The 17,155-nt window shown below is 70.9% G+C and carries 15 protein-coding genes and 1 pseudogene (1 of these 16 only partly in view); 8 read left to right on the forward strand and 8 right to left on the reverse strand.

Translation table 11 applies throughout. The features are described 5' to 3' along the window. Positions 1-162 precede the first annotated feature (162 nt). Positions 163-1,287, reverse strand: coding sequence for a hypothetical protein (locus ACFQMF_RS13735; protein WP_256408356.1), 1,125 nt, complete (start codon positions 1,285-1,287; stop codon positions 163-165). Positions 1,288-1,421: 134 nt separating this feature from the next. Between ACFQMF_RS13735 and ACFQMF_RS13740 the strand changes: the two genes are divergently transcribed. Both ACFQMF_RS13740 and ACFQMF_RS13745 read left to right on the forward strand, forming a co-directional pair. Further along, positions 1,422-1,778, forward strand: a complete 357-nt coding sequence (locus ACFQMF_RS13740; protein ID WP_256408357.1) for a nuclear transport factor 2 family protein — start codon at positions 1,422-1,424, stop codon at positions 1,776-1,778. A gap of 153 nt (positions 1,779-1,931) precedes the next feature. Further along, the gene (locus ACFQMF_RS13745) at positions 1,932-2,405 is read left to right on the forward strand and encodes a universal stress protein (protein WP_256408358.1); all 474 of its coding nucleotides are present in this window, start codon (positions 1,932-1,934) and stop codon (positions 2,403-2,405) included. A gap of 6 nt (positions 2,406-2,411) precedes the next feature. Here the strand turns inward: ACFQMF_RS13745 and ACFQMF_RS13750 are convergent, their stop codons facing one another. After that, on the reverse strand, positions 2,412-3,065 hold the full coding sequence (locus ACFQMF_RS13750; RefSeq protein WP_256408360.1) for a DJ-1/PfpI family protein: 654 nt from the start codon (positions 3,063-3,065) through the stop codon (positions 2,412-2,414). Between the two features lie 111 nt (positions 3,066-3,176). Continuing rightward, a complete protein-coding gene (gene carB, locus ACFQMF_RS13755) occupies positions 3,177-6,398 on the reverse strand; it encodes a carbamoyl-phosphate synthase large subunit (RefSeq protein WP_256408361.1) in 3,222 nt (1,073 codons plus the stop codon). 244 nt (positions 6,399-6,642) lie between these two features. On the opposite strand from carB, the gene ACFQMF_RS13760 reads away from it, so the two are divergent. Continuing rightward, positions 6,643-7,653: a hypothetical protein gene (locus ACFQMF_RS13760; protein WP_256408362.1), complete on the forward strand. Its 1,011-nt coding sequence runs from the start codon at positions 6,643-6,645 to the stop codon at positions 7,651-7,653. Positions 7,654-7,719: 66 nt separating this feature from the next. Here ACFQMF_RS13760 and ACFQMF_RS13765 read toward each other — a convergent pair whose 3' ends face one another. From ACFQMF_RS13765 to ACFQMF_RS13775, 3 genes are all read right to left on the reverse strand, one after another. Beyond that, on the reverse strand, positions 7,720-7,935 hold the full coding sequence (locus ACFQMF_RS13765) for a hypothetical protein (RefSeq protein ID WP_256408363.1): 216 nt from the start codon (positions 7,933-7,935) through the stop codon (positions 7,720-7,722). A gap of 166 nt (positions 7,936-8,101) precedes the next feature. Further along, positions 8,102-8,632 carry a DUF5815 family protein gene (locus ACFQMF_RS13770; RefSeq protein ID WP_256408364.1) on the reverse strand — a complete coding sequence of 177 codons (531 nt, stop codon included), beginning with the start codon at positions 8,630-8,632 and terminating at the stop codon, positions 8,102-8,104. A 68-nt stretch (positions 8,633-8,700) separates the two neighbouring features. Further along, positions 8,701-10,920, reverse strand: coding sequence for a CDC48 family AAA ATPase (locus tag ACFQMF_RS13775; protein ID WP_256408365.1), 2,220 nt, complete (start codon positions 10,918-10,920; stop codon positions 8,701-8,703). Between the two features lie 228 nt (positions 10,921-11,148). Between ACFQMF_RS13775 and ACFQMF_RS13780 the strand changes: the two genes are divergently transcribed. Together ACFQMF_RS13780 and larC are read left to right on the forward strand one after the other, a co-directional pair. Next, positions 11,149-11,337: a hypothetical protein gene (locus ACFQMF_RS13780; RefSeq protein WP_256408366.1), complete on the forward strand. Its 189-nt coding sequence runs from the start codon at positions 11,149-11,151 to the stop codon at positions 11,335-11,337. A gap of 79 nt (positions 11,338-11,416) precedes the next feature. Beyond that, entirely contained in the window at positions 11,417-12,790 is a 1,374-nt protein-coding gene (gene larC / locus ACFQMF_RS13785; RefSeq protein WP_256408367.1) for a nickel pincer cofactor biosynthesis protein LarC, read from the forward strand. A gap of 16 nt (positions 12,791-12,806) precedes the next feature. Here the strand turns inward: larC and ACFQMF_RS13790 are convergent, their stop codons facing one another. Further along, positions 12,807-13,106 carry a hypothetical protein gene (locus ACFQMF_RS13790; RefSeq protein ID WP_256408368.1) on the reverse strand — a complete coding sequence of 100 codons (300 nt, stop codon included), beginning with the start codon at positions 13,104-13,106 and terminating at the stop codon, positions 12,807-12,809. A gap of 516 nt (positions 13,107-13,622) precedes the next feature. Here ACFQMF_RS13790 and aspS point away from each other — a divergent pair. From aspS to ACFQMF_RS13805, 3 genes are all read left to right on the forward strand, one after another. After that, positions 13,623-14,927: an aspartate--tRNA(Asn) ligase gene (gene aspS / locus ACFQMF_RS13795; protein WP_256408369.1), complete on the forward strand. Its 1,305-nt coding sequence runs from the start codon at positions 13,623-13,625 to the stop codon at positions 14,925-14,927. A gap of 227 nt (positions 14,928-15,154) precedes the next feature. Next, entirely contained in the window at positions 15,155-15,436 is a 282-nt protein-coding gene (locus ACFQMF_RS13800; protein ID WP_256408370.1) for a hypothetical protein, read from the forward strand. Position 15,437: 1 nt separating this feature from the next. Then, on the forward strand, positions 15,438-16,163 hold the full coding sequence (locus ACFQMF_RS13805; RefSeq protein ID WP_256408371.1) for a DUF4382 domain-containing protein: 726 nt from the start codon (positions 15,438-15,440) through the stop codon (positions 16,161-16,163). Between the two features lie 376 nt (positions 16,164-16,539). Here the strand turns inward: ACFQMF_RS13805 and ACFQMF_RS13810 are convergent. Then, positions 16,540-17,155 (reverse strand): annotated as a pseudogene (locus ACFQMF_RS13810) (VTT domain-containing protein) (it continues 51 nt past the right edge of the window).

Genomic DNA, 17,155 nt, shown 5'->3' on the forward strand with positions numbered 1-17,155 from the left:
GGAGGGCGGACTCGTTCTCCGGTCGAACCGCAGTCGATCGCGGACCGGGTCGTCACCCGCGTCCTCGTGAGCGACAGCGAACGGGGGCTCGGACGTCGCGCGCAGCGAGCCGCATCCCGATACGGAACACGTAGTTCGCCCGGCGAATCGCCGCGCCGAGGCCTATATCGCCGCCAGTCCCAACTGAACGGCCTTCGGGAGGATGATACTGATCAGGAGCTGCGACCAGATGCTGAACGTCGCCGGGTACTCGCGCGTGGCGCTCACCGTCTCGATCCGCTGCTGTAACTTCTCGACGAAGTCCCGTTTTTCCTCGTCGACGTCGTACCGCTTGATGTCCCACGGGTTGTCGACCGTCTCTCGGAACAGCCGATCGAGCCGGTGTAGCTCGCGGCGCTTCTCCTCGCGCATGAACTGATGAAGGACGAACACGGCGAACGCCACCGTCGCGACGGTCCCGAGCCAGACCGCCGTGAACACGACGCTGGTGGTCGCCGTCGGGCCCCAGCTCGACGCCGAGACGACCGGCCCGTACACGACGAGCGCGAACGCGATCAAGCCGGCGACCATGTAGTAGTACGCGTGTTTGACGAGTTCGCCGATCGGGCGGAGCCCCCCGAGGCCCTCCGGGTCGAGGAAGTCGACCCCGACGTCCGACCTGTACAACCGCCACGGGGCGATGATCTCGACGCCGACGTAGACGGCGACGAACTGAACCGCGAGCACGGACCAGAGCGGATTCAGTATCCCCCACCCGACGACCATGGTCAGCCCGCCCTCTCGATAGATGGCCCCGAAACCCCCGAGCGCCCAGACGCGAGCCGCGATCTGGAGCAGCGCCGCGACGAAGAGGGCCCACGGTAACCAGGTCGGGACGACGTCGAGCAGCGGCTCGGGGTCCGCCGCTCGCTCTTCGAGGTTCATCTCCTGGGCGACCCTGTGATAGCGCCGACGGAGGGCGCGGGCGCCGAACACCCCGCCGACGATAGCGAGCGGCTGGAGAACGAACAGCGGGTTCTGAATATAGACGACGGGGTCACCCGCGAGGTAGGCGTAGGCGTTGATCGTCGGGACGATACTGCCGACCAGAATGACAGCGAACAGGTACGAAGGCGGGACGTCGCCGGGGAGGCGCCGCGAGAGCCGGCCGAACCCGACGCGGCGGGCCAGCCGATCGAGCCAGAGGTCTCGATCGAACGGCTCGATAAGCGACCGGTCAGACGCGAGCTCGGATTCCGTGACGTCGAACACCCCGCTGTGGGGCGACGCACCGGACTGATCTCCCATACTCCGGGGCTGATCGAGAGGCCTGAAAATAGTACGGTGAACGACCGGCTCGACCGCCGGGTGAACGGAACCGCCGCTCGCCCTCGCCCGCGACGAATCACAGCGTATTTGACACGTTGCGTCGAACGGAACCCATGGGAAACGCGGATCCGGCCGTCGTCCGGTCGTACTACGAGTCCATCGACGCCGAGGCGTACGAGTCGGTGTTCGCGCTGTTCGATGAGAACGTCGTCTACGAGCGCCCCGGCCAGGGCGACATCGAGGGGATGGACGCGCTGCGCGACTTCTACCTCGACGGGCGGCCGCTCGCGGAGGGCTCACACGAGGTCCACTCGATGACCGCCGAGGACGACACCGTCTCGGTCAGGGGGACGTTCAGGGGCGTCCAGGACGGCGACCGGGTCGCCTTCGGCTTCGCCGACTTCTTCGTGTTCACCGACGACGGCACGGTCGGTCGCCGGTACACCTACACCGACCGCGACGAGGTGTGATGGCGGGGGATCGAGACGCCCCGTCGGCGGCGCTCCGTCCGGCACGGTCCGCGACGTCGTGGACACGGCCGTCGGGGCGCTCGGCGGTCCCGATTCTCAGTTCGGTCACTCGCACCGACAGCGTATTTATCCCCGCCGCGTAACCGACCAGACATGACTCTCGTCGTGGTTCCGGTCCGGTTCCCGCCGTCGTCGCACTCGGCGGCGACGCTCCGGGAGGCCGTCCGCGTCGCGGAGGAGCGCGACGCCGACCTCACGATCCTCCACGTGGACCTCTATCAGAGCTCCGGCGGCGTCTCCCGCAGCGACCTCAAGCGCGCCGTCGAGAAGCGGATCGGCCGGCTGGACCGCGCTCGGTACGTGGTCCGACGGGGGTTCCTCGTCGAGGAGACCATCCTCGAAGAGATCGTCGCCGAGAAGGCCGACGTCGTCGTCATCGGCTCGAAGCAGGCGGGCCGGTGGCGCCGGATGGTCCAGAAGCTCCTCTCGGACCCCGACATCGACTCGTTCCTCCGCAGCGAGCTCGACTGCACCGTCATCACGGTCGAGGCCGACGGCGAGACGACGACCAACGAGGCCGGCGACGGCGGGGCCGACGCCCCGCTGCCGGACGACGGCGACGACTGACCGGGGTCAGGCGCTCTCGTTCCCGCTCCGCCTCCCGCCCGCGACCTCGTGGCGTCGCTCGTACTCGACGACGGTCGCGACGCGGTCGGCCACGGCCGCCCCGAACTCCCGCTCGACGAGGTACAGCGCCAGGTCGAGGCCGGAGGTGACGCCGCCGGCCGTGAGCAGGTCGCCGTCGTCGACGACGCGCGCGTCCACCACCTCGGCGCCCGACTCGCGCAGCTCGTCGACCGCGTCGGCGTGGGTGACCGCCCGCCGTCCGTCGGTGACGCCGGCCTCCGCGAGCAGCATGGAGCCGGTACACACCGAGGCGATCCGCGTGCCCGCCCCGTGGTGCGCGGCGAGCGCGCGGGGCACGTCGCCCTTCCGCGCCTCCGCCCACGCGCTCGCCGTCTCGTCGCGCGCGTTCCAGCCGCCGCCGGGGACGAGGAGCAGGTCGGGGACATCGGCGGCGCCCGGCTCCGGGAGGGTCCCGTCGACGCCGACGCGCGTCCCGTGGCTCGCGGTCACCGACTCGCGCTCGTCGAGGGTCACGTACCGGACGCGGCCGGCGGAGCCGCCGCTCTCGTTCGCGTACTCCATCGCGTAGTCGAACACCTCGTACGGGCCGATCCCGTCCAGCTCGTCGAAGCCGTCGTACAGCAGGATGTCGACGTTCACACCGACTCGGAGGGAGGCGGGCGGCTTGTGCGTTCCCCTCCGAGAAGACGGGGACGCCCGCTCAGGTTCGGGACTCGGTCGCGCCCCGGTCCGCTCGCTCGAGCTCCGATCTCACTCGCTCGCGCCCCACTCCTCGACGCGCTTCGGCCGGTCGGAGACGGCCATCACGTCGAGGTCGTCGGCGGCGTGATCGAGCGCCTCCAGGGCCGCCTTCGCGGAGGCGTGCGTCGAGAAGTACGTGATCTCCTCCTCGACGGCGACCTCCAACAGGTCGCGCTGCCGGGAGACGATGAGGTCGAGCTCGCCGCGCTTCGCGGCCTCGATCAGGTCCGTCGCCGTCGAGAGCTCGAAGTGTTCTGCGTACCCGTCGACCAGCGCCTCGCCCGCCTCGGTGTCGGGGTCCGGGAACTCCTCGGCCGAGAGGTCGACGACGGCGGTGCCGGACTCCGGGATCGGCTTGCCGGTGGCGTCCTGCGCCTTGTCGTAGGCCTTGCCGAAGGAGGTCGCGGTGCCCATCACCTCGCCGGTCGACTTCATCTCCGGGCCGAGCCGCGGGTCCGAGCCCGGCAGGCGGTCGAACGGGAGGACGACCTCCTTCACGCTGCGGTGCTCCGGGATCTGCTCGTCGACGTCGAGGTCGGCGAGCGACAGGTCGTTCGTCATCACCTTCGCCGCGAGCTTCGCGATGGGGACGCCCGTCGCCTTCGAGACGAACGGGACGGTCCGCGAGGAGCGCGGGTTCGCCTCCAGCACGTACACCTCGCTGTCGACGTCGTCGCCGACGCCCGTCACCGCGAGCTGGACGTTGAGCAGGCCGACCGTGTCGAGCGCGCGGGCGATGTCTTCGGTGACCTCGCGCACCCGCGCCATCGTCTCGTCGCCGAGCGAGCGCGGCGGGATCATGCAGGCGGAGTCGCCCGAGTGGACGCCCGCGCTCTCGACGTGCTCCATCACGCCGCCGAGCAGCACGTCCTCGCCGTCGGCGACGGCGTCGACGTCCAGCTCGACGGCGTCGTCGAGGAACTGGTCGATCAGGATCGGCTTGTCGGGCGAGACCCGGACCGCCTCCTCGATGTACTCCTCCAGCTCCGCGTCGCTCTCGACGACGCGCATCGCGCGGCCGCCGAGGACGTAGGAGGGGCGCACGAGGACGGGGTAGCCGATGTCGTGGGCCAGCGCCAGCGCCTCGCTCTCGCTCGTCGCGGTGCCGCCCTCGGGCTGGGCGATCCCCATCTCGTCCATCAGGGCGTTGAAGCGGTCGCGGTCCTCGGCGAGGTCCATCGCCTCGACGCTCGTCCCCATGATCTCGCAGTCGAGCCCGCGGCGTTCGAGCTCCGCTTCGAGCGGTTCGCCGATGTTCACCGACGTCTGCCCGCCGAACTGGACCATCACCCCGTCGGCGCCGGTCGCCTCGGCCACGTCGGCGACCTCCTCGGCGGTGATCGGGTCGAAGAACAGCCCGTCGGAGGTGTCGTAGTCGGTCGAGACGGTCTCGGGGTTGTTGTTGACGACGTGCGCCTCGACGCCGAGCTCGCGGAGCGCCTGGATCGCGTGGACCGAGCAGTAGTCGAACTCGACGCCCTGCCCGATCCGGATCGGACCGCCGCCGACGACGACCACGCTGTCGACGCCCTTGTCGACGACGAGCTCGCCCGCCGCGGCGTCGCCCTTCAGCGGCCCGCGCTCGAACTCGGACTGGCGCGCGGAGTAGTAGTAGGGCGTCTCGGCGGCGAACTCGCCGGCGCAGGTGTCGACCTGCTTGTACGAGCGACCGGGGACGTCCTCCTCGACCGCCCCGACGTCGACCTCGCCGCCGGCGAGGGCGGCGATCTCCGCGTTGGTGTGGCCCGCGGTGGCCGCCCGCGTGAACTCGCCGTTCTGCGCGGCCTGCGCGGAGTCGCTGACGCGCTTGAACCGCTCGAGGTACCACGGCTTGATCCCGGTCAGCGCCTCGACGTCCGCGACGGTGTAGCCGCGGTCGAACGCCTCGAAGATCGCGTACGGGCGGTCCGGCGTGGGCCGTTCGAGGTAGTCGGTTTCGAGGGTCTCGTCGTCGACCGCGGCCCAGTCGACGGCCGGGTCGTACTCGGAGGAGCGGAGCGACTTCAGCAGGCTCTCCTCGAAGTTCCGGCCGATGGACATCGCCTCGCCGGTGGACTTCATCGCCGTGCCGAGCTCGAAGTCGACGTCGTCGAACTTGTCGATCGGCCACCGCGGCACCTTCGTCACCACGTAGTCGATGGCGGGCTCGAAGGCGGCGGTCGTCTCGCCGGTGATCTCGTTGTCGATCTCGTGGAGCCGCTTGCCCAAGGCGACCTTCGCGGTGACGCGGGCGATCGGGTAGCCGGTCGCCTTCGACGCGAGCGCGGAGGAGCGCGAGACGCGGGGGTTCACCTCCACCACGCGGTACTCGCCGCCGGGCGTCCCGTCGTCGTGCCACGCGAACTGGATGTTACACCCGCCCTCGATGCCGAGGTCGCGGATCACTTCGAGCGCGGCGTCGCGCATCTCCTGGTGTCCGTCGTCGGGGATCACCTGCGAGGGGGTGACGACCGTCGACTCGCCCGTGTGGATCCCCATCGGGTCGATGTTCTCCATGTTGCAGATGATGATACAGGAGTCGTCGGCGTCCCGCATCACCTCGTACTCCAGCTCGACCCAGCCCGCGATGGACTCGGTGATCAGCACCTCGCTGTTCCGCGAGAGGCGGAGCCCCTTGCGGACGCGCTCGACGAGCTCCTCGAACTCGTCGACGACCCCGGAGCCGGAGCCGCCCAGCGTGTACGTCGTCCGCGCGATGACGGGGAGCCCGCCGACCGCGTCGACGGCGTTCTGCACGCGCTCGCGGAAGTACTCCTCGTCGAAGTCGGTGACCGACTCGTCGTCGTCCAAGGAGATGGTCGTCGACTTCGGGACCGGCTGCCCGAGGTCCTCCATCCGCCGGCGGAAGAGGTCGCGGTCCTCCGTCGCGTAGATGGTGTCGAGCGGCGTCCCCATCACCTCGACGTCGTGCTCCTCCAGAATGCCCTCCTCGGCGAGCTCGGCGGTGACGTTGAGGCCGGTCTGGCCGCCGAGCCCCGCGATGACGCCGTCCGGCTTCTCGATCCGGATGACCTCCGAGATCGCCTCGGGCGTGATCGGCTCGATGTACACCCGGTCCGCCGTCTCCGGGTCGGTCATGATCGTCGCCGGGTTCGAGTTCACCAGGACGACGCGGGCCCCCTCCTCCTGGAGGGCGCGACACGCCTGCGCGCCGGAGTAGTCGAACTCGGCCGCCTGTCCGATCTGGATCGGTCCGCTTCCGATGAGTAGTATCGTCCGGTCCTCGCTCATTACGCGGACGGAATACGTTCATCGTAATAAGGCCGACGATAGAATACGAATCTCGCAGCGAGTTTGCGATTTTCGCAAGTGAAGGCGTACCACGGTGGTCGGTACACGGTGACACGCGGAACGGTATCGACCGGGCGTCCCCGCCCGCCGCGGTCCGGTTCGCTCGACGCGTCGCCGTCCGATCGTCGGTCCGAGCAACTCGCCGCAAGGGATTTATCCCGAAATCGAAAACTCTGGAACGGTCATGCCCTGTTCCCGCCGCCGCGCCCTCCGACTCCTCGGCGCCGCCGCCGCGACCGCCGCGACCGCCGGGTGCCTGAACTCGGGGAGCCTCGACTCGTACGCGCTCATCGCCGACGAGCTGGACCTGTCGTCCGTCGGACGCCCCTACCTGCGGTCCGATCCCACGGCCGTCGACGCCACGACCCGCGTCGACTTCGCGACGGAGACGAAGGAGGCCTCCCTCTCGGAGCTGTTCGAGACCGGGAGCGTGACCGTCAGGCAGTGGCCCCTCGTCGGCCGCGACAGGTGGGGGACGGAGACCCGGCCGCGACCGACGTTCCTCGAACGCGACGGGACCTTCTACGAGGTGCGGATCACCGACGAACGACGCCTCGAACGGGAGCGGTGGCACTTCGGGCTCGAACGGCTCGACGAGGCGCCGCCCGACGACGCGGCGGTCGCGCGGGAGCCGTTCGACCTCTCGGACCAAGACGAGCGCGTGCTCGACGCGGCGCTCGACGCGGTGTACGCGGGCCACGACGGCTTCCTCGGCGACCCCGAGTTCGACGAGCTCCAGGCGGTCGAGTTCCACCACGGGCTCGACGCGGGGGCCAGCGCCCTCGTCCCGTCGCCGCCCTTCGAGTTCGTCGAGTACGGGGACGAGTTCTTCCGGCCGGTCGCCGAGCGACGGACGGTCGAGGTCCCGGAGTGGACGTACGCGATCACCGAGATCGCCGACTCGCGGGGGGAGTTCGTAGCGTCCGCGCGAGACGCGATAATCGAGCGCGATCTGAACGAGGCCGGGCTCTCCGAGCCGGCGGCCGGCGTGTTGGACGACGCCATCGCCGAGGAGCCGCGCCGCTACGAGGAGGGCGCGCCGCCGTCGGAGAAGCTCGACGAGGCCCTCGGCGCGCTCGGTATCGCCGAGGACCTCGAACCGATAGCGAACTACGAGGACCGGGTCGACTTCCGGAACGTGGTCGTCGAGTACCGGGACGGGGTCTACCGGTTCGACCTGATCGTCTCGCCGTGACGACGGGCCCGGCCCGACGCTCGCCTCTCGCCGCGACCGACCGCCGGCCGTCGGCGCGGGCGGCGCTCAGGTCGCCAGTCGGTACCGGTAGGGGCGGTCCGCGATGACCTCGACCTCGCCGCGCTCCGCCCACCGGCCGAGCACGGTCGCCACGCGGTGCGGGCTGTCGAGCTCCTCGCACTCGTCGGCGAGCGCGAGGATCTCCCGCGCCGTCAGCGGCTCGTCGGCCTCGGCGAGCACGCCGCGAATTCGGTCGTATCGGTCGTATTCGCCGGCACTCATGTGTCTTACGTACGGGAGCCGCACGTATATGATTCAGTGAGACAGGAGTCGGACAAACGTCTGACACGGCGGCTGAAACGCGCGTTCTCCGGAGTTTCGGCGGCGCGCGCCGACCGTCCCGTCGCCGATCCCACGCCCCCGCTCGGGCCGTCAAGCGTGCTGGTCGTCAGGCGTACGGGTCCTCGGCCTCGAGGTCGCGCTCGGCGCGGTACTGCTCGACGAACTCGCTCACGTCGAACTCGACCATCTCCCGCTCGAACGCCGAGAGCGCCTCGTCGTCGTCGGCGTGGCTCACGGCGTGTTCCATCAGCTCGACGACCAGCTCGACGACGACCTCGTGGAGGCGCCGGGAGTCGAAGTCGGTCACCCACGCCATCGCGTACCCCACGTCCGCGTTCTCGCTGGCGTCGTAGGCGACGACGGCCTCGGGGAACTCCTCTAACACGACGCCGAGCAGGTGCGGCGTGTCGAACTCCGGCATCTCCTCGCTGGTCGTCTCGATTGCCTCGCGGAGCACCTCGACGAGGAAGTCGGGGAGGAACCGCTCGGGCGGGTGCACGTCCATCACGACCGCGTGCGTCTCGCCGCAGTCGCACTCGAACTCGCGCATCCCGAGGTCCAGCTCGCCGGCCGCCATCGTCCGCCCGCAGGGCAGCTCCAGCGTGTTCTCGTCGCCCGGGACGCGCGGCTGGGACATGGGCTCGCTTGGTCGCTGCCGGGGTTAAAAGGCGCGGAACGCGACCGATCGGACCCGGGACGGCGGGGCTACTGGAACCCGATCCGGCCGCCGGTGTCCCGGAGCGTCTCGCCGCCGCCGCCGAACTGCTGTTCGATCTCCTCGTAGTACGAGAGGATGTCGTCGTTGACGGTCGGCCGCACCGACTCCATGGCGCGCCGGAAGTGCTTCATCTCGACCTCCTCGGCGTCGTCGTCGTCGCGCAGCGCCTCGATGGCGGCCTCGCGGGCGATCCCCTCCAGGTCGGAGCCGACGTAGCCGTCGGTGATCTCCGCGACCTCGCGGAGGCTCACGTCGGGCGCGAGCGGCGTGTCCTGCGTGTGGATGTCGAGGATCTGCTCGCGGCCCTCCTGGTCGGGTTGACCGATCATCACGAGCCGGTCGAACCGGCCCGAACGCAGCAGCGCGGGGTCGATCATGTCCGGGCGGTTGGTGGCGCCGATCACCATCACGTCGCCCATGTCCTCCAGGCCGTCGAGCTCGGTGAGCAGCTGGTTGACGACGCGCTCGGAGACGTTGTTCCCCATCTCCTGCCCGCGCGAGGGCGCGAGGCTGTCGAGCTCGTCGAAGAAGATGATCGTCGGGCTCACCTGCCGGGCCTTCCGGAAGGTCTGCCGGATCGCCTTCTCCGACTCGCCGACCCACTTCGAGAGCAGCTGCGGCCCCCGCACCGAGATGAAGTTCGCGTTCGTCTCGTTGGCGACGGCCTTCGCCATCAGGGTCTTCCCGGTGCCCGGCGGGCCGTACAGCAGGACGCCCTTCGGGGCGTCGACGCCCATCCGGTCGAACTTCTCCGGGGAGGTGAGGGGCCACTCGACGGACTCCTGGACCTGCTGTTGGGCGTCGCTGAGGCCGCCCACGTCGTCCCAGGAGATCTTCGGGAGCTCGACGAGCACCTCCCGCATCGCCGACGGCTCCACCTCCGTGAGCGCGCCCGAGAAGTCGTCGCGCTTGACGATCATCCGGTCGATGAGGCTCGGGGGGACCTCCTCGTCGTCGAGGTCGATCTCGGGGAGGTAGCGCCGGAGCGCCTTCATCGCGGCCTCCTTCGTCAGGCTCTCGATGTCGGCGCCGACGAAGCCGTGCGTCTCGTCGGCGAGGTGGTCGAGGCTGACGTCGTCGGAGAGCGGCATCCCGCGCGTGTGGATCTGGAGGATCTCCTTGCGGCCGGTCTCGTCCGGGACGCCGATCTCGATCTCGCGGTCGAACCGCCCCGGGCGGCGGAGCGCGGGGTCGACGCTGTCGACGCGGTTGGTCGCGCCGATGACGACCACCTGCCCGCGCGTCTCCAGCCCGTCCATCATCGTCAGCAGCTGGGCGACGACGCGGCGCTCGACCTCGCCGGTGACGTCCTCGCGCTTGGGCGCGATCGAGTCGAGCTCGTCGATGAAGATGATGCTCGGGCTCTCCTCTTTCGCGTCCTCGAAGATCTCGCGGAGCTGCTGTTCGGACTCGCCGTAGTACTTCGAGATGATCTCGGGGCCGGCGATCGAGAAGAACGACGCCGACGTCTCGTTGGCGACGGCCTTCGCGAGCAGGGTCTTCCCGGTGCCCGGCGGGCCGTGCAGGAGGACGCCCTGCGGCGGCTCGATCCCGAGCTTCGAGAAGATCTGCGGGTGTTTCATCGGCAGCTCGACCATCTCCCGGACGCGCTGGATCTCGTTCTGGAGGCCGCCGATGTCCTCGTAGGTGATCCCGCCGCCCGTCTTCTCGAACCCGGAGATCGGCTCCTCGCGGAGCTCGACCTCGGTGTCCTCGGTGATCAGGCAGACGCCGTCGGGCTCGGTCTCCACCGCGATCAGCGGGATCGCCTGTCCCGGCGACCGCATGAACGGGTGGTTCGTCGACGACATCACCGGGACGATGTCGCGCTCGACGACCGGCCGCTTGAGGATCTGGCGCTTCACCATGCCGGCCGCGTCGGAGCCGAACTGGACCGACGCCTCCTCGGGCGGGGCCAGGACGAGCTTGTCGGCCTTCTCGGCCTCGGCCTTCCGGATGGTCACGCGCTCGCCGATACCGACGTCGGCGTTCTGGCGGGTGAAGCCGTCGACGCGGACCGTGTCGGTGTTCCAGTCCTGACGGTCGGCGCGCCAGACCTTCGCCGCGGTGGTCTCCGCGCCCTCGATCTCGATGATGTCGCCGGGCGAGAGCTTGAGGTGCAACAGCGTGTCGGGGTCGAGCCGGGCGATGCCGCGCCCCGAGTCGTTCGGGTACGCCTTCGCCACTTCGAGTTGGACTTCGTTCATGGTTCCTCGCGGGGGTTACCCGTATCTCCTTCCGGTTCGGGAATAAGCCTGTTGCCCGTGTCGGCGCCGCCGATCCGTCCGGGAGAATCGGCGGCCGCGGCGGACTGTGTCATCATATGGCACGGTACGGACCCCCGACTTAAAACGCCGTCGTAAGCGTGCGTTTTCGCCGTCGATCGACGCCCGGTTCGGCGCACCGTTTTTGTCCGTTCGAGGCGATTTTCCGGCGTGCTCGAATCGCTCTCGGACCCCATGCGCTCGCTGCTCTCGCGGGTCGCCTTCCTCGCGGTCGGCGCGCTCCTCGGCCTCGGGCTGTACGCGCTCGGCGCGGGGGGCGCCCTGGTCGTCCCGCTCGCGGTCGTCGGGACCCTGGTGATCGGCGAGCTGTACCTGTTCGCGGCCGCCGAGGCCGCGTAGCGCCCGCCCCCGTCGGCGGTGGTTCGAGCGCCGATCCCCGACCACGGGGTATTTGTTCCGCGATCGCCTCCGGTCTGCCATGCGAACGCTCGCCTTCGACGGCCGGACCGGCGCCGCCGGCGACATGGTCTGTGCCGCGCTGATCGCGGCCGGCGCCGACCCCGAGGTCCTCTCGCCCGTGACCGACCGGCTCCCGGTCCGGTACGAGGTCGGGGAGACGACGAGGAACGGGATCCGGGCGACGACCGTGGACGTGCTCCTCGACGGCGAGGACGGCGACCGCGCTCACGACCGCGATGACGAGCACGAGCACGCTCAGGAACACGAAAACGCCCACGACCATGAGCACGCCCGCGACCATGAGCACGCCCGCGAACGCGACGACGAACGCGGGCACGCCGAGGGCGCCGGCGTCAGTCGCAGCTACCCCGAGGTCGTCGCGCTCGTCGAGTCCATGGACCTCCCCGAGTCGGTCGAGTCGGTCGCGCTCGACGCCTTCGAGCGGCTCGGGCGCGCCGAGGCGTCGGTCCACGGCACCGACCTCGACGAGACGCACTTCCACGAGGTCGGCGCGGACGACGCGATCGCCGACGTGGTGGGCGCGGCGCTCCTCCTCGGCGACCTCGACCCCGGCCGCGTCGTCACCACGCCGGTCGCGACCGGCGGCGGCGAGGTCGAGACGAGCCACGGCGTCTACCCGGTCCCCGCGCCGGCGACGACCCGGATCGCTGCGGACGCCGACTTCTCGACCGCCGGCGGCCCGGTCGACCGCGAACTGCTCACGCCGACCGGGGCCGCGGTCCTCGCCGCGGTGGCCGAGGGCGTCGACCGGCTGCCCCCGCTCGACATCGCCGCCGACGGCTACGGGGCGGGCGACGCGGCGTTCCCCGACCGCCCGAACGTCCTCCGCGTCCTCGTCGGCGACGGCGGTGACGGGGGCGAAGCGGGCGTTGGCGAGGCGGCCGCACCCGCCGACGGCGGGCTCGTCCGCGACGATATCGCGGTTCTGGAGACGAACCTCGACGACGCCTCGCCCGAGGTGCTCGGCGGGCTCCAGGAGACGCTCGCGCGCGCCGGCGCCAGGGACGTGACGATCGTGCCGACGACGATGAAGAAGTCGCGGCCGGGCCACCTCGTGAAGGCCGTCTGCAAGCCCGAGGACGCCGAGGCGGTCGCGGCGCGGCTCGCCCGCGAGACGGGGACGCTGGGCGTCCGCCAGTCCGGCGCGAGCCACCGGTGGATCGCGGAGCGCGCCTTCGAGACGGCGACGCTCGCGGTCGACGGCGACGAGCGCGAGGTGTCGGTGAAGGTGGCGTCGACCGCCGACGGCGAGGTCTACGACGTGAGCGCCGAGTACGACGACGCGGCCGCGGTCGCCGAGGCGACCGGACTCCCGATCCGGGACGTGCTCCGGCGCGCGGAGCGGGCGGTTCGCGATCGGCTCGGCGAGTAAGGGACGCTGACCGCGGTCACCCCGGCGGCTCGACGCGCTCGACGCGCTCCGGTTCGACGCCGAACCCCTCGGCCAGCCGGTCGGCGACGCGCTCGGTCGGTCGGTCCGCGTCGGGGACCGATAGTGTCGCGACCGCCTTCACCGTCGTGTCGTTGAGCCCCGGCTGGAGGCCCGCGATCGACAGGTCCTCGACGCGCACCCCGTCGACGCGCTCCAGTTGTCGCCGGGCGCCGGCCGCGAGGTCGCCGCCGGCCGCCTGCGAGACGCGAACGGTCACCGTCGCTTCCACCGTCTGCGTGCGGATGGCTGCCGCCATGAGCCCCTCGCCGCGAGTCGAACGCGGCGCGGATCGGTCCGCGGCCTCGAACGCGGGTCCGCCGCGGCGGACGGACCCGGCGCTCGCGAGGGGGAGCGGTCGCGCCCGGCGGTCGAAGGCGGTTCGACGACGCAGCGACGGCTGGAGAAGTCGGGGTGCGGTCCGTCCCGCGGGGAACTTCCCAGCCGACGCGCGTCACGCGGCCGGCCGGACGGACCGTGTCTCCGGAGCCGAATACCCGATCCACCCGAGGGACGCGACGCTCGCGCGGTCCGCGAGCATCGAGGTGGTGATACGGGTCATGATCGGTCTCCGCGGCGCGGGGGGCGCCGTTAGCAGCTCGATAGGTCGGTTTCGTATTAAAATTACGTTCGTTATGCTACTGCATGGCACGCGGTTTTGGAGCCGCGCCTCTCCCCCGAGAATCCCCCGGAGCGGCCGCGGGCGTCCCGTTCCGTCGACGGCGAGACGACAGGCCTATGCCGAACGCCCGACCAGTTGCGCGTAAGCAGACCGATGATCGAGCGAATCCACACGTCGGACGTCGAACCGGACGCGGACGAGGTCGCCATCGCGGGCCACGTCCACGAGATCCGCGACCTGGGAGGCCTCGTCTTCCTCATCGTGCGCGACCGCGAGGGGCTCATTCAGGTCGTCTTCAAGGAGGAGCGCGAGCCGGAGCTGTTCGAGGCCGTCCAGGATGTCGGCGCCGAGGACGTGGTCCGCGTCGTGGGCGAACCGCTGGAGAGCGACCAGGCGCCCGGCGGCGTCGAGATCGCGCCGACCGAGTACGAGGTCATCGACGAGGCCGACTCCCCGCTCCCGCTGGAGATCTCGAAGGACATCGAGGTCGACCTCTCGACCCGGCTCGACAACCGCGCGCTCGACCTCCGGAAGCCGGAGACGCTCGCCGTGTTCAGCCTGCGCTCGAAGCTGCTGACGGCGATGGAGGAGTGGTTCGACGACGAGGGGTTCGTCGACATCAAGACCCCGCTCATCTCGAAGGGCGGCGCCGAGGGCGGCGCGGAGCTGTTCCCGATCCTCTACTACAACAAGGACGCGTTCCTCTCGCAGAGCCCCCAGCTGTACAAGCAGATGCTGATGGCCTCGGGTTACGAGGCGGTCTACGAGACCGGCACCGCGTTCCGCGCGGAGGACTTCGCGACCTCGCGGCACGTCTCCGAGATCGCGATGTTCGACGTCGAACTCGCGTACGTCGAGGACCACCACGACGTGATGGACGTCCAGGAGGAGTCGCTGCGGTACGCGCTCCGCGAGGCCGCCGAGGGCGCCGAGCGCGAGCTCGACCTCCTCGACGTCGACCTGGAGGTGCCCGAGGAGGACTTCCCGCGGATCACGTTCGACGAGGCGCTCGACGTCTTAGAGCGCGAGTTCGGCCACTTCCCGGACGACCCGACCGACCTCGACACGAAGGGCGAGAAGCTGCTCGGCGAGCACTTCGAGGAACAGGGCCATCCCGCGTTCTTCGTCGTCGGCTACCCCGACGAGAAGTTCTACTACATGCAGGACGTGCCGGACGACGAGATCGCCTCGCGGAAGTTCGACCTCATCTACCGGGGTCAGGAGCTCTCCTCCGGCGGCCAACGCGAGCACGACGTCGAACGCATGGTAGAGGTCATGGAGGAGGAGGGCGTCGAGACGGCCAACTTCGAGTTCTACATCGAGGCGCTCAGCTACGGCACGCCCCCGCACGGCGGCTACGGGCTCGGCATCGACCGGCTCGTCCAGAAGGTCGCCGACCTCGACAACATCAAGGAGGCGATCATGTTCCCGCGCGACCCGAACCGGCTGGAGCCCTGACGCGGCCCGCGCCGGTTCTGTGCGCGGGACGCGACCCGCCCCGACCGAGGTCCGCGGCCGCGCCGTCGACCGCGGCCCCTCGATCCGCTCTTTATAAGCGACCGCCCGCCTTTCGACGAACGACCCCGCTAGGGCGCCTTCCGGCGATTAAATCGGGTTAAATCGGGCGCAATTCGGCTGAACGGCTTGCGGTATTAAAGAGGGTCTGGCGCCGAGTGGGAGTCGCAATGAACGCGATCCGAACGACGCTGCTCGTGGCGCTGGCCACGGTGGTACTGATCGGCACCGGCGCGGCCGCCGGCGCCGTCGCGGCGACGCCCGGCCCGAGCGACGCCGGCCCGGGCGACGCGGGCCCGCCGAGCGAGCTCCCGGACCAAGTGCCGGACTTCGTCGGCGGGGTCCTCGATAGCGTGAACGAGTTCCTCGACGGCGGCGTCGACGACCTCGGCGAGACCGTGAGCGAGATCGCCGGGAACGGCGCCGGCGAGGGCGACGGGGAGGAGGCGTAACGTGACGGACCAGACACCCGACGCGGACGCGCCCGACCGCGACGCGGTCTCCCGCCGGATCTACCTGCAGGCGACCGGGGCCGCCGCGCTCGGCGCGGCCGGCCTGGCCGGCTGCGTCGGCCGCGCGACCGGGACCCTCGCGACGCGGGTGACCGACCAGCCGGCGGACATCGGCGACTTCGAGTCGCTCGTCGTCACCGTCGAGGGGATCTGGCTCGGGCCCGAGGGCGCCGAGAGCGGCGCGGACGGGAACGAGACCGACGACGGCGACATGAGCGACGGCGAGACCGCCGACGGCAACGAGACCGACGGCGCGGACGGCGGAGACGAGCCCGCCGGCCGCGAGTACTTCGAGTTCGACGAGCCGCAGGAGGCGGATCTCGTGCAGCTGCAGAACGGCGAGACGCAGCTGATCGACGAGCGCGAGCTGGCGGTCGGCACGTATCGGTTCCTCCAGCTCGACGTCTCGACCGTCGACGGCACCTTGGACGGCGGCGACGAGGCGGAGGTCGACCTCCCGGGGAACGCCCCGCTCACGTTCAACGAGTCGTTCGAGGTCCGCGAGAACACGCGGACGAGCTTCACCGCCGACTTCGCGCCGGTGCGGCGCGGGAACGGCACGTACCTCCTGCGCCCGGTGCCGCGAGGGATCGAGGTCACCTACGAGGAGAGCGGCGGAAACGGCGGGGACGGCGACGGAGACGACGGAGGCGACGGAGAGGCGTAGCGACGGCGACCGGACCGACGGAGCGCGCTCCCCCGGTCCCCCGTTGAAGCCGCGTCCGACCGGGCCCCTCGCCGGGGCGCCGCGGCTTCGGGGTCAGGGCTGGGACGGTTCCCGGGAATCGGGGACCGGGGGAATGCACGCTCGCATCGGTCCTCACAGAGGCACACGATCCGTGTCGACCGCGCTGCGGCGCGAACCGCCGCGCGGTCGACGACGTCCCGCACAGCGTCGCGGTCCCGAACGGGACCGCCGAGTCACGGCGGTCGACCGGCCTGCCCCGACCGCCCTACCGCGGATCCACCGCGCTCGCGATCCCCCTGCCCGATACCGTCCGATACCTGCCCGATATCTGCCCGATACCCGCCCGCCGAGACGGTCACGCCGTCGACGCGGGCCCTTCTCCGCGGAGCGTCCGATACGCCGGTCCGGCGAGCAGCAGCGCCCCGACGCTGGCCATCGCGACCAGCGCCGTCGGGTCGACCGCGGAGAGGTCGCCGGCGGCGAGCCGGTCGAGCGAGACCCCGACGGCGACGCCGACGACCACCCACGGGAGCTCGCCGGCCGCCGTCCCGAGGAGGAACGGTCGGGGGCGGATCCCCGCGGCGCCCGCTCCGACCGAGACCGCGTCGGAGGGCAGGGGGAGCAGCCGGGTGGCCGTCACCGCCCGGACGCCCCCGGTCGCCGCGGCCAGCCGCTCGCCGGCTTCGCAGAGGCGGTCCGCGGTCCGCCAGGCGCCGCGGGCCCGGACCCGGCCCGTCCGCGCGAGGAGGTAGGGAGGCAGGGCCGTCGCCGCGAGGAGGGCGACGCCCAGCGGGACGCCGACCCAGCCGTAGCCGAACCCGACGGCCACCGCGAGCAGCGTCGTCGGCCACGCCAGGAACGGCCTGACGGCCGTCAGCGCGAGCAGCGCGACGCCGAACCGGACCGGGTCGGCGGCGAGGACGGAGAGCCGCGCGAGGGCGGCCGCCGGCGAGGCGAGCCAGGCGGGCGGC

It is taken from the genome of Halorubrum rutilum, assembly GCF_042665015.1.
Lineage (GTDB): Archaea > Halobacteriota > Halobacteria > Halobacteriales > Haloferacaceae > Halorubrum > Halorubrum rutilum.

Coding starts and splice junctions, on each gene's coding strand:
- ACFQMF_RS13735 (WP_256408356.1), bottom strand. CDS start 1,287: ATGGGAGATCAGTCCGGTGCGTCGCCCCACAGCGGGGTGTTCGACGTC.
- ACFQMF_RS13740 (WP_256408357.1), top strand. CDS start 1,422: ATGGGAAACGCGGATCCGGCCGTCGTCCGGTCGTACTACGAGTCCATC.
- ACFQMF_RS13745 (WP_256408358.1), top strand. CDS start 1,932: ATGACTCTCGTCGTGGTTCCGGTCCGGTTCCCGCCGTCGTCGCACTCG.
- carB (WP_256408361.1), bottom strand. CDS start 6,398: ATGAGCGAGGACCGGACGATACTACTCATCGGAAGCGGACCGATCCAG.
- ACFQMF_RS13760 (WP_256408362.1), top strand. CDS start 6,643: ATGCCCTGTTCCCGCCGCCGCGCCCTCCGACTCCTCGGCGCCGCCGCC.
- ACFQMF_RS13765 (WP_256408363.1), bottom strand. CDS start 7,935: ATGAGTGCCGGCGAATACGACCGATACGACCGAATTCGCGGCGTGCTC.
- ACFQMF_RS13770 (WP_256408364.1), bottom strand. CDS start 8,632: ATGTCCCAGCCGCGCGTCCCGGGCGACGAGAACACGCTGGAGCTGCCC.
- ACFQMF_RS13775 (WP_256408365.1), bottom strand. CDS start 10,920: ATGAACGAAGTCCAACTCGAAGTGGCGAAGGCGTACCCGAACGACTCG.
- larC (WP_256408367.1), top strand. CDS start 11,417: ATGCGAACGCTCGCCTTCGACGGCCGGACCGGCGCCGCCGGCGACATG.
- ACFQMF_RS13790 (WP_256408368.1), bottom strand. CDS start 13,106: ATGGCGGCAGCCATCCGCACGCAGACGGTGGAAGCGACGGTGACCGTT.
- aspS (WP_256408369.1), top strand. CDS start 13,623: ATGATCGAGCGAATCCACACGTCGGACGTCGAACCGGACGCGGACGAG.
- ACFQMF_RS13800 (WP_256408370.1), top strand. CDS start 15,155: ATGAACGCGATCCGAACGACGCTGCTCGTGGCGCTGGCCACGGTGGTA.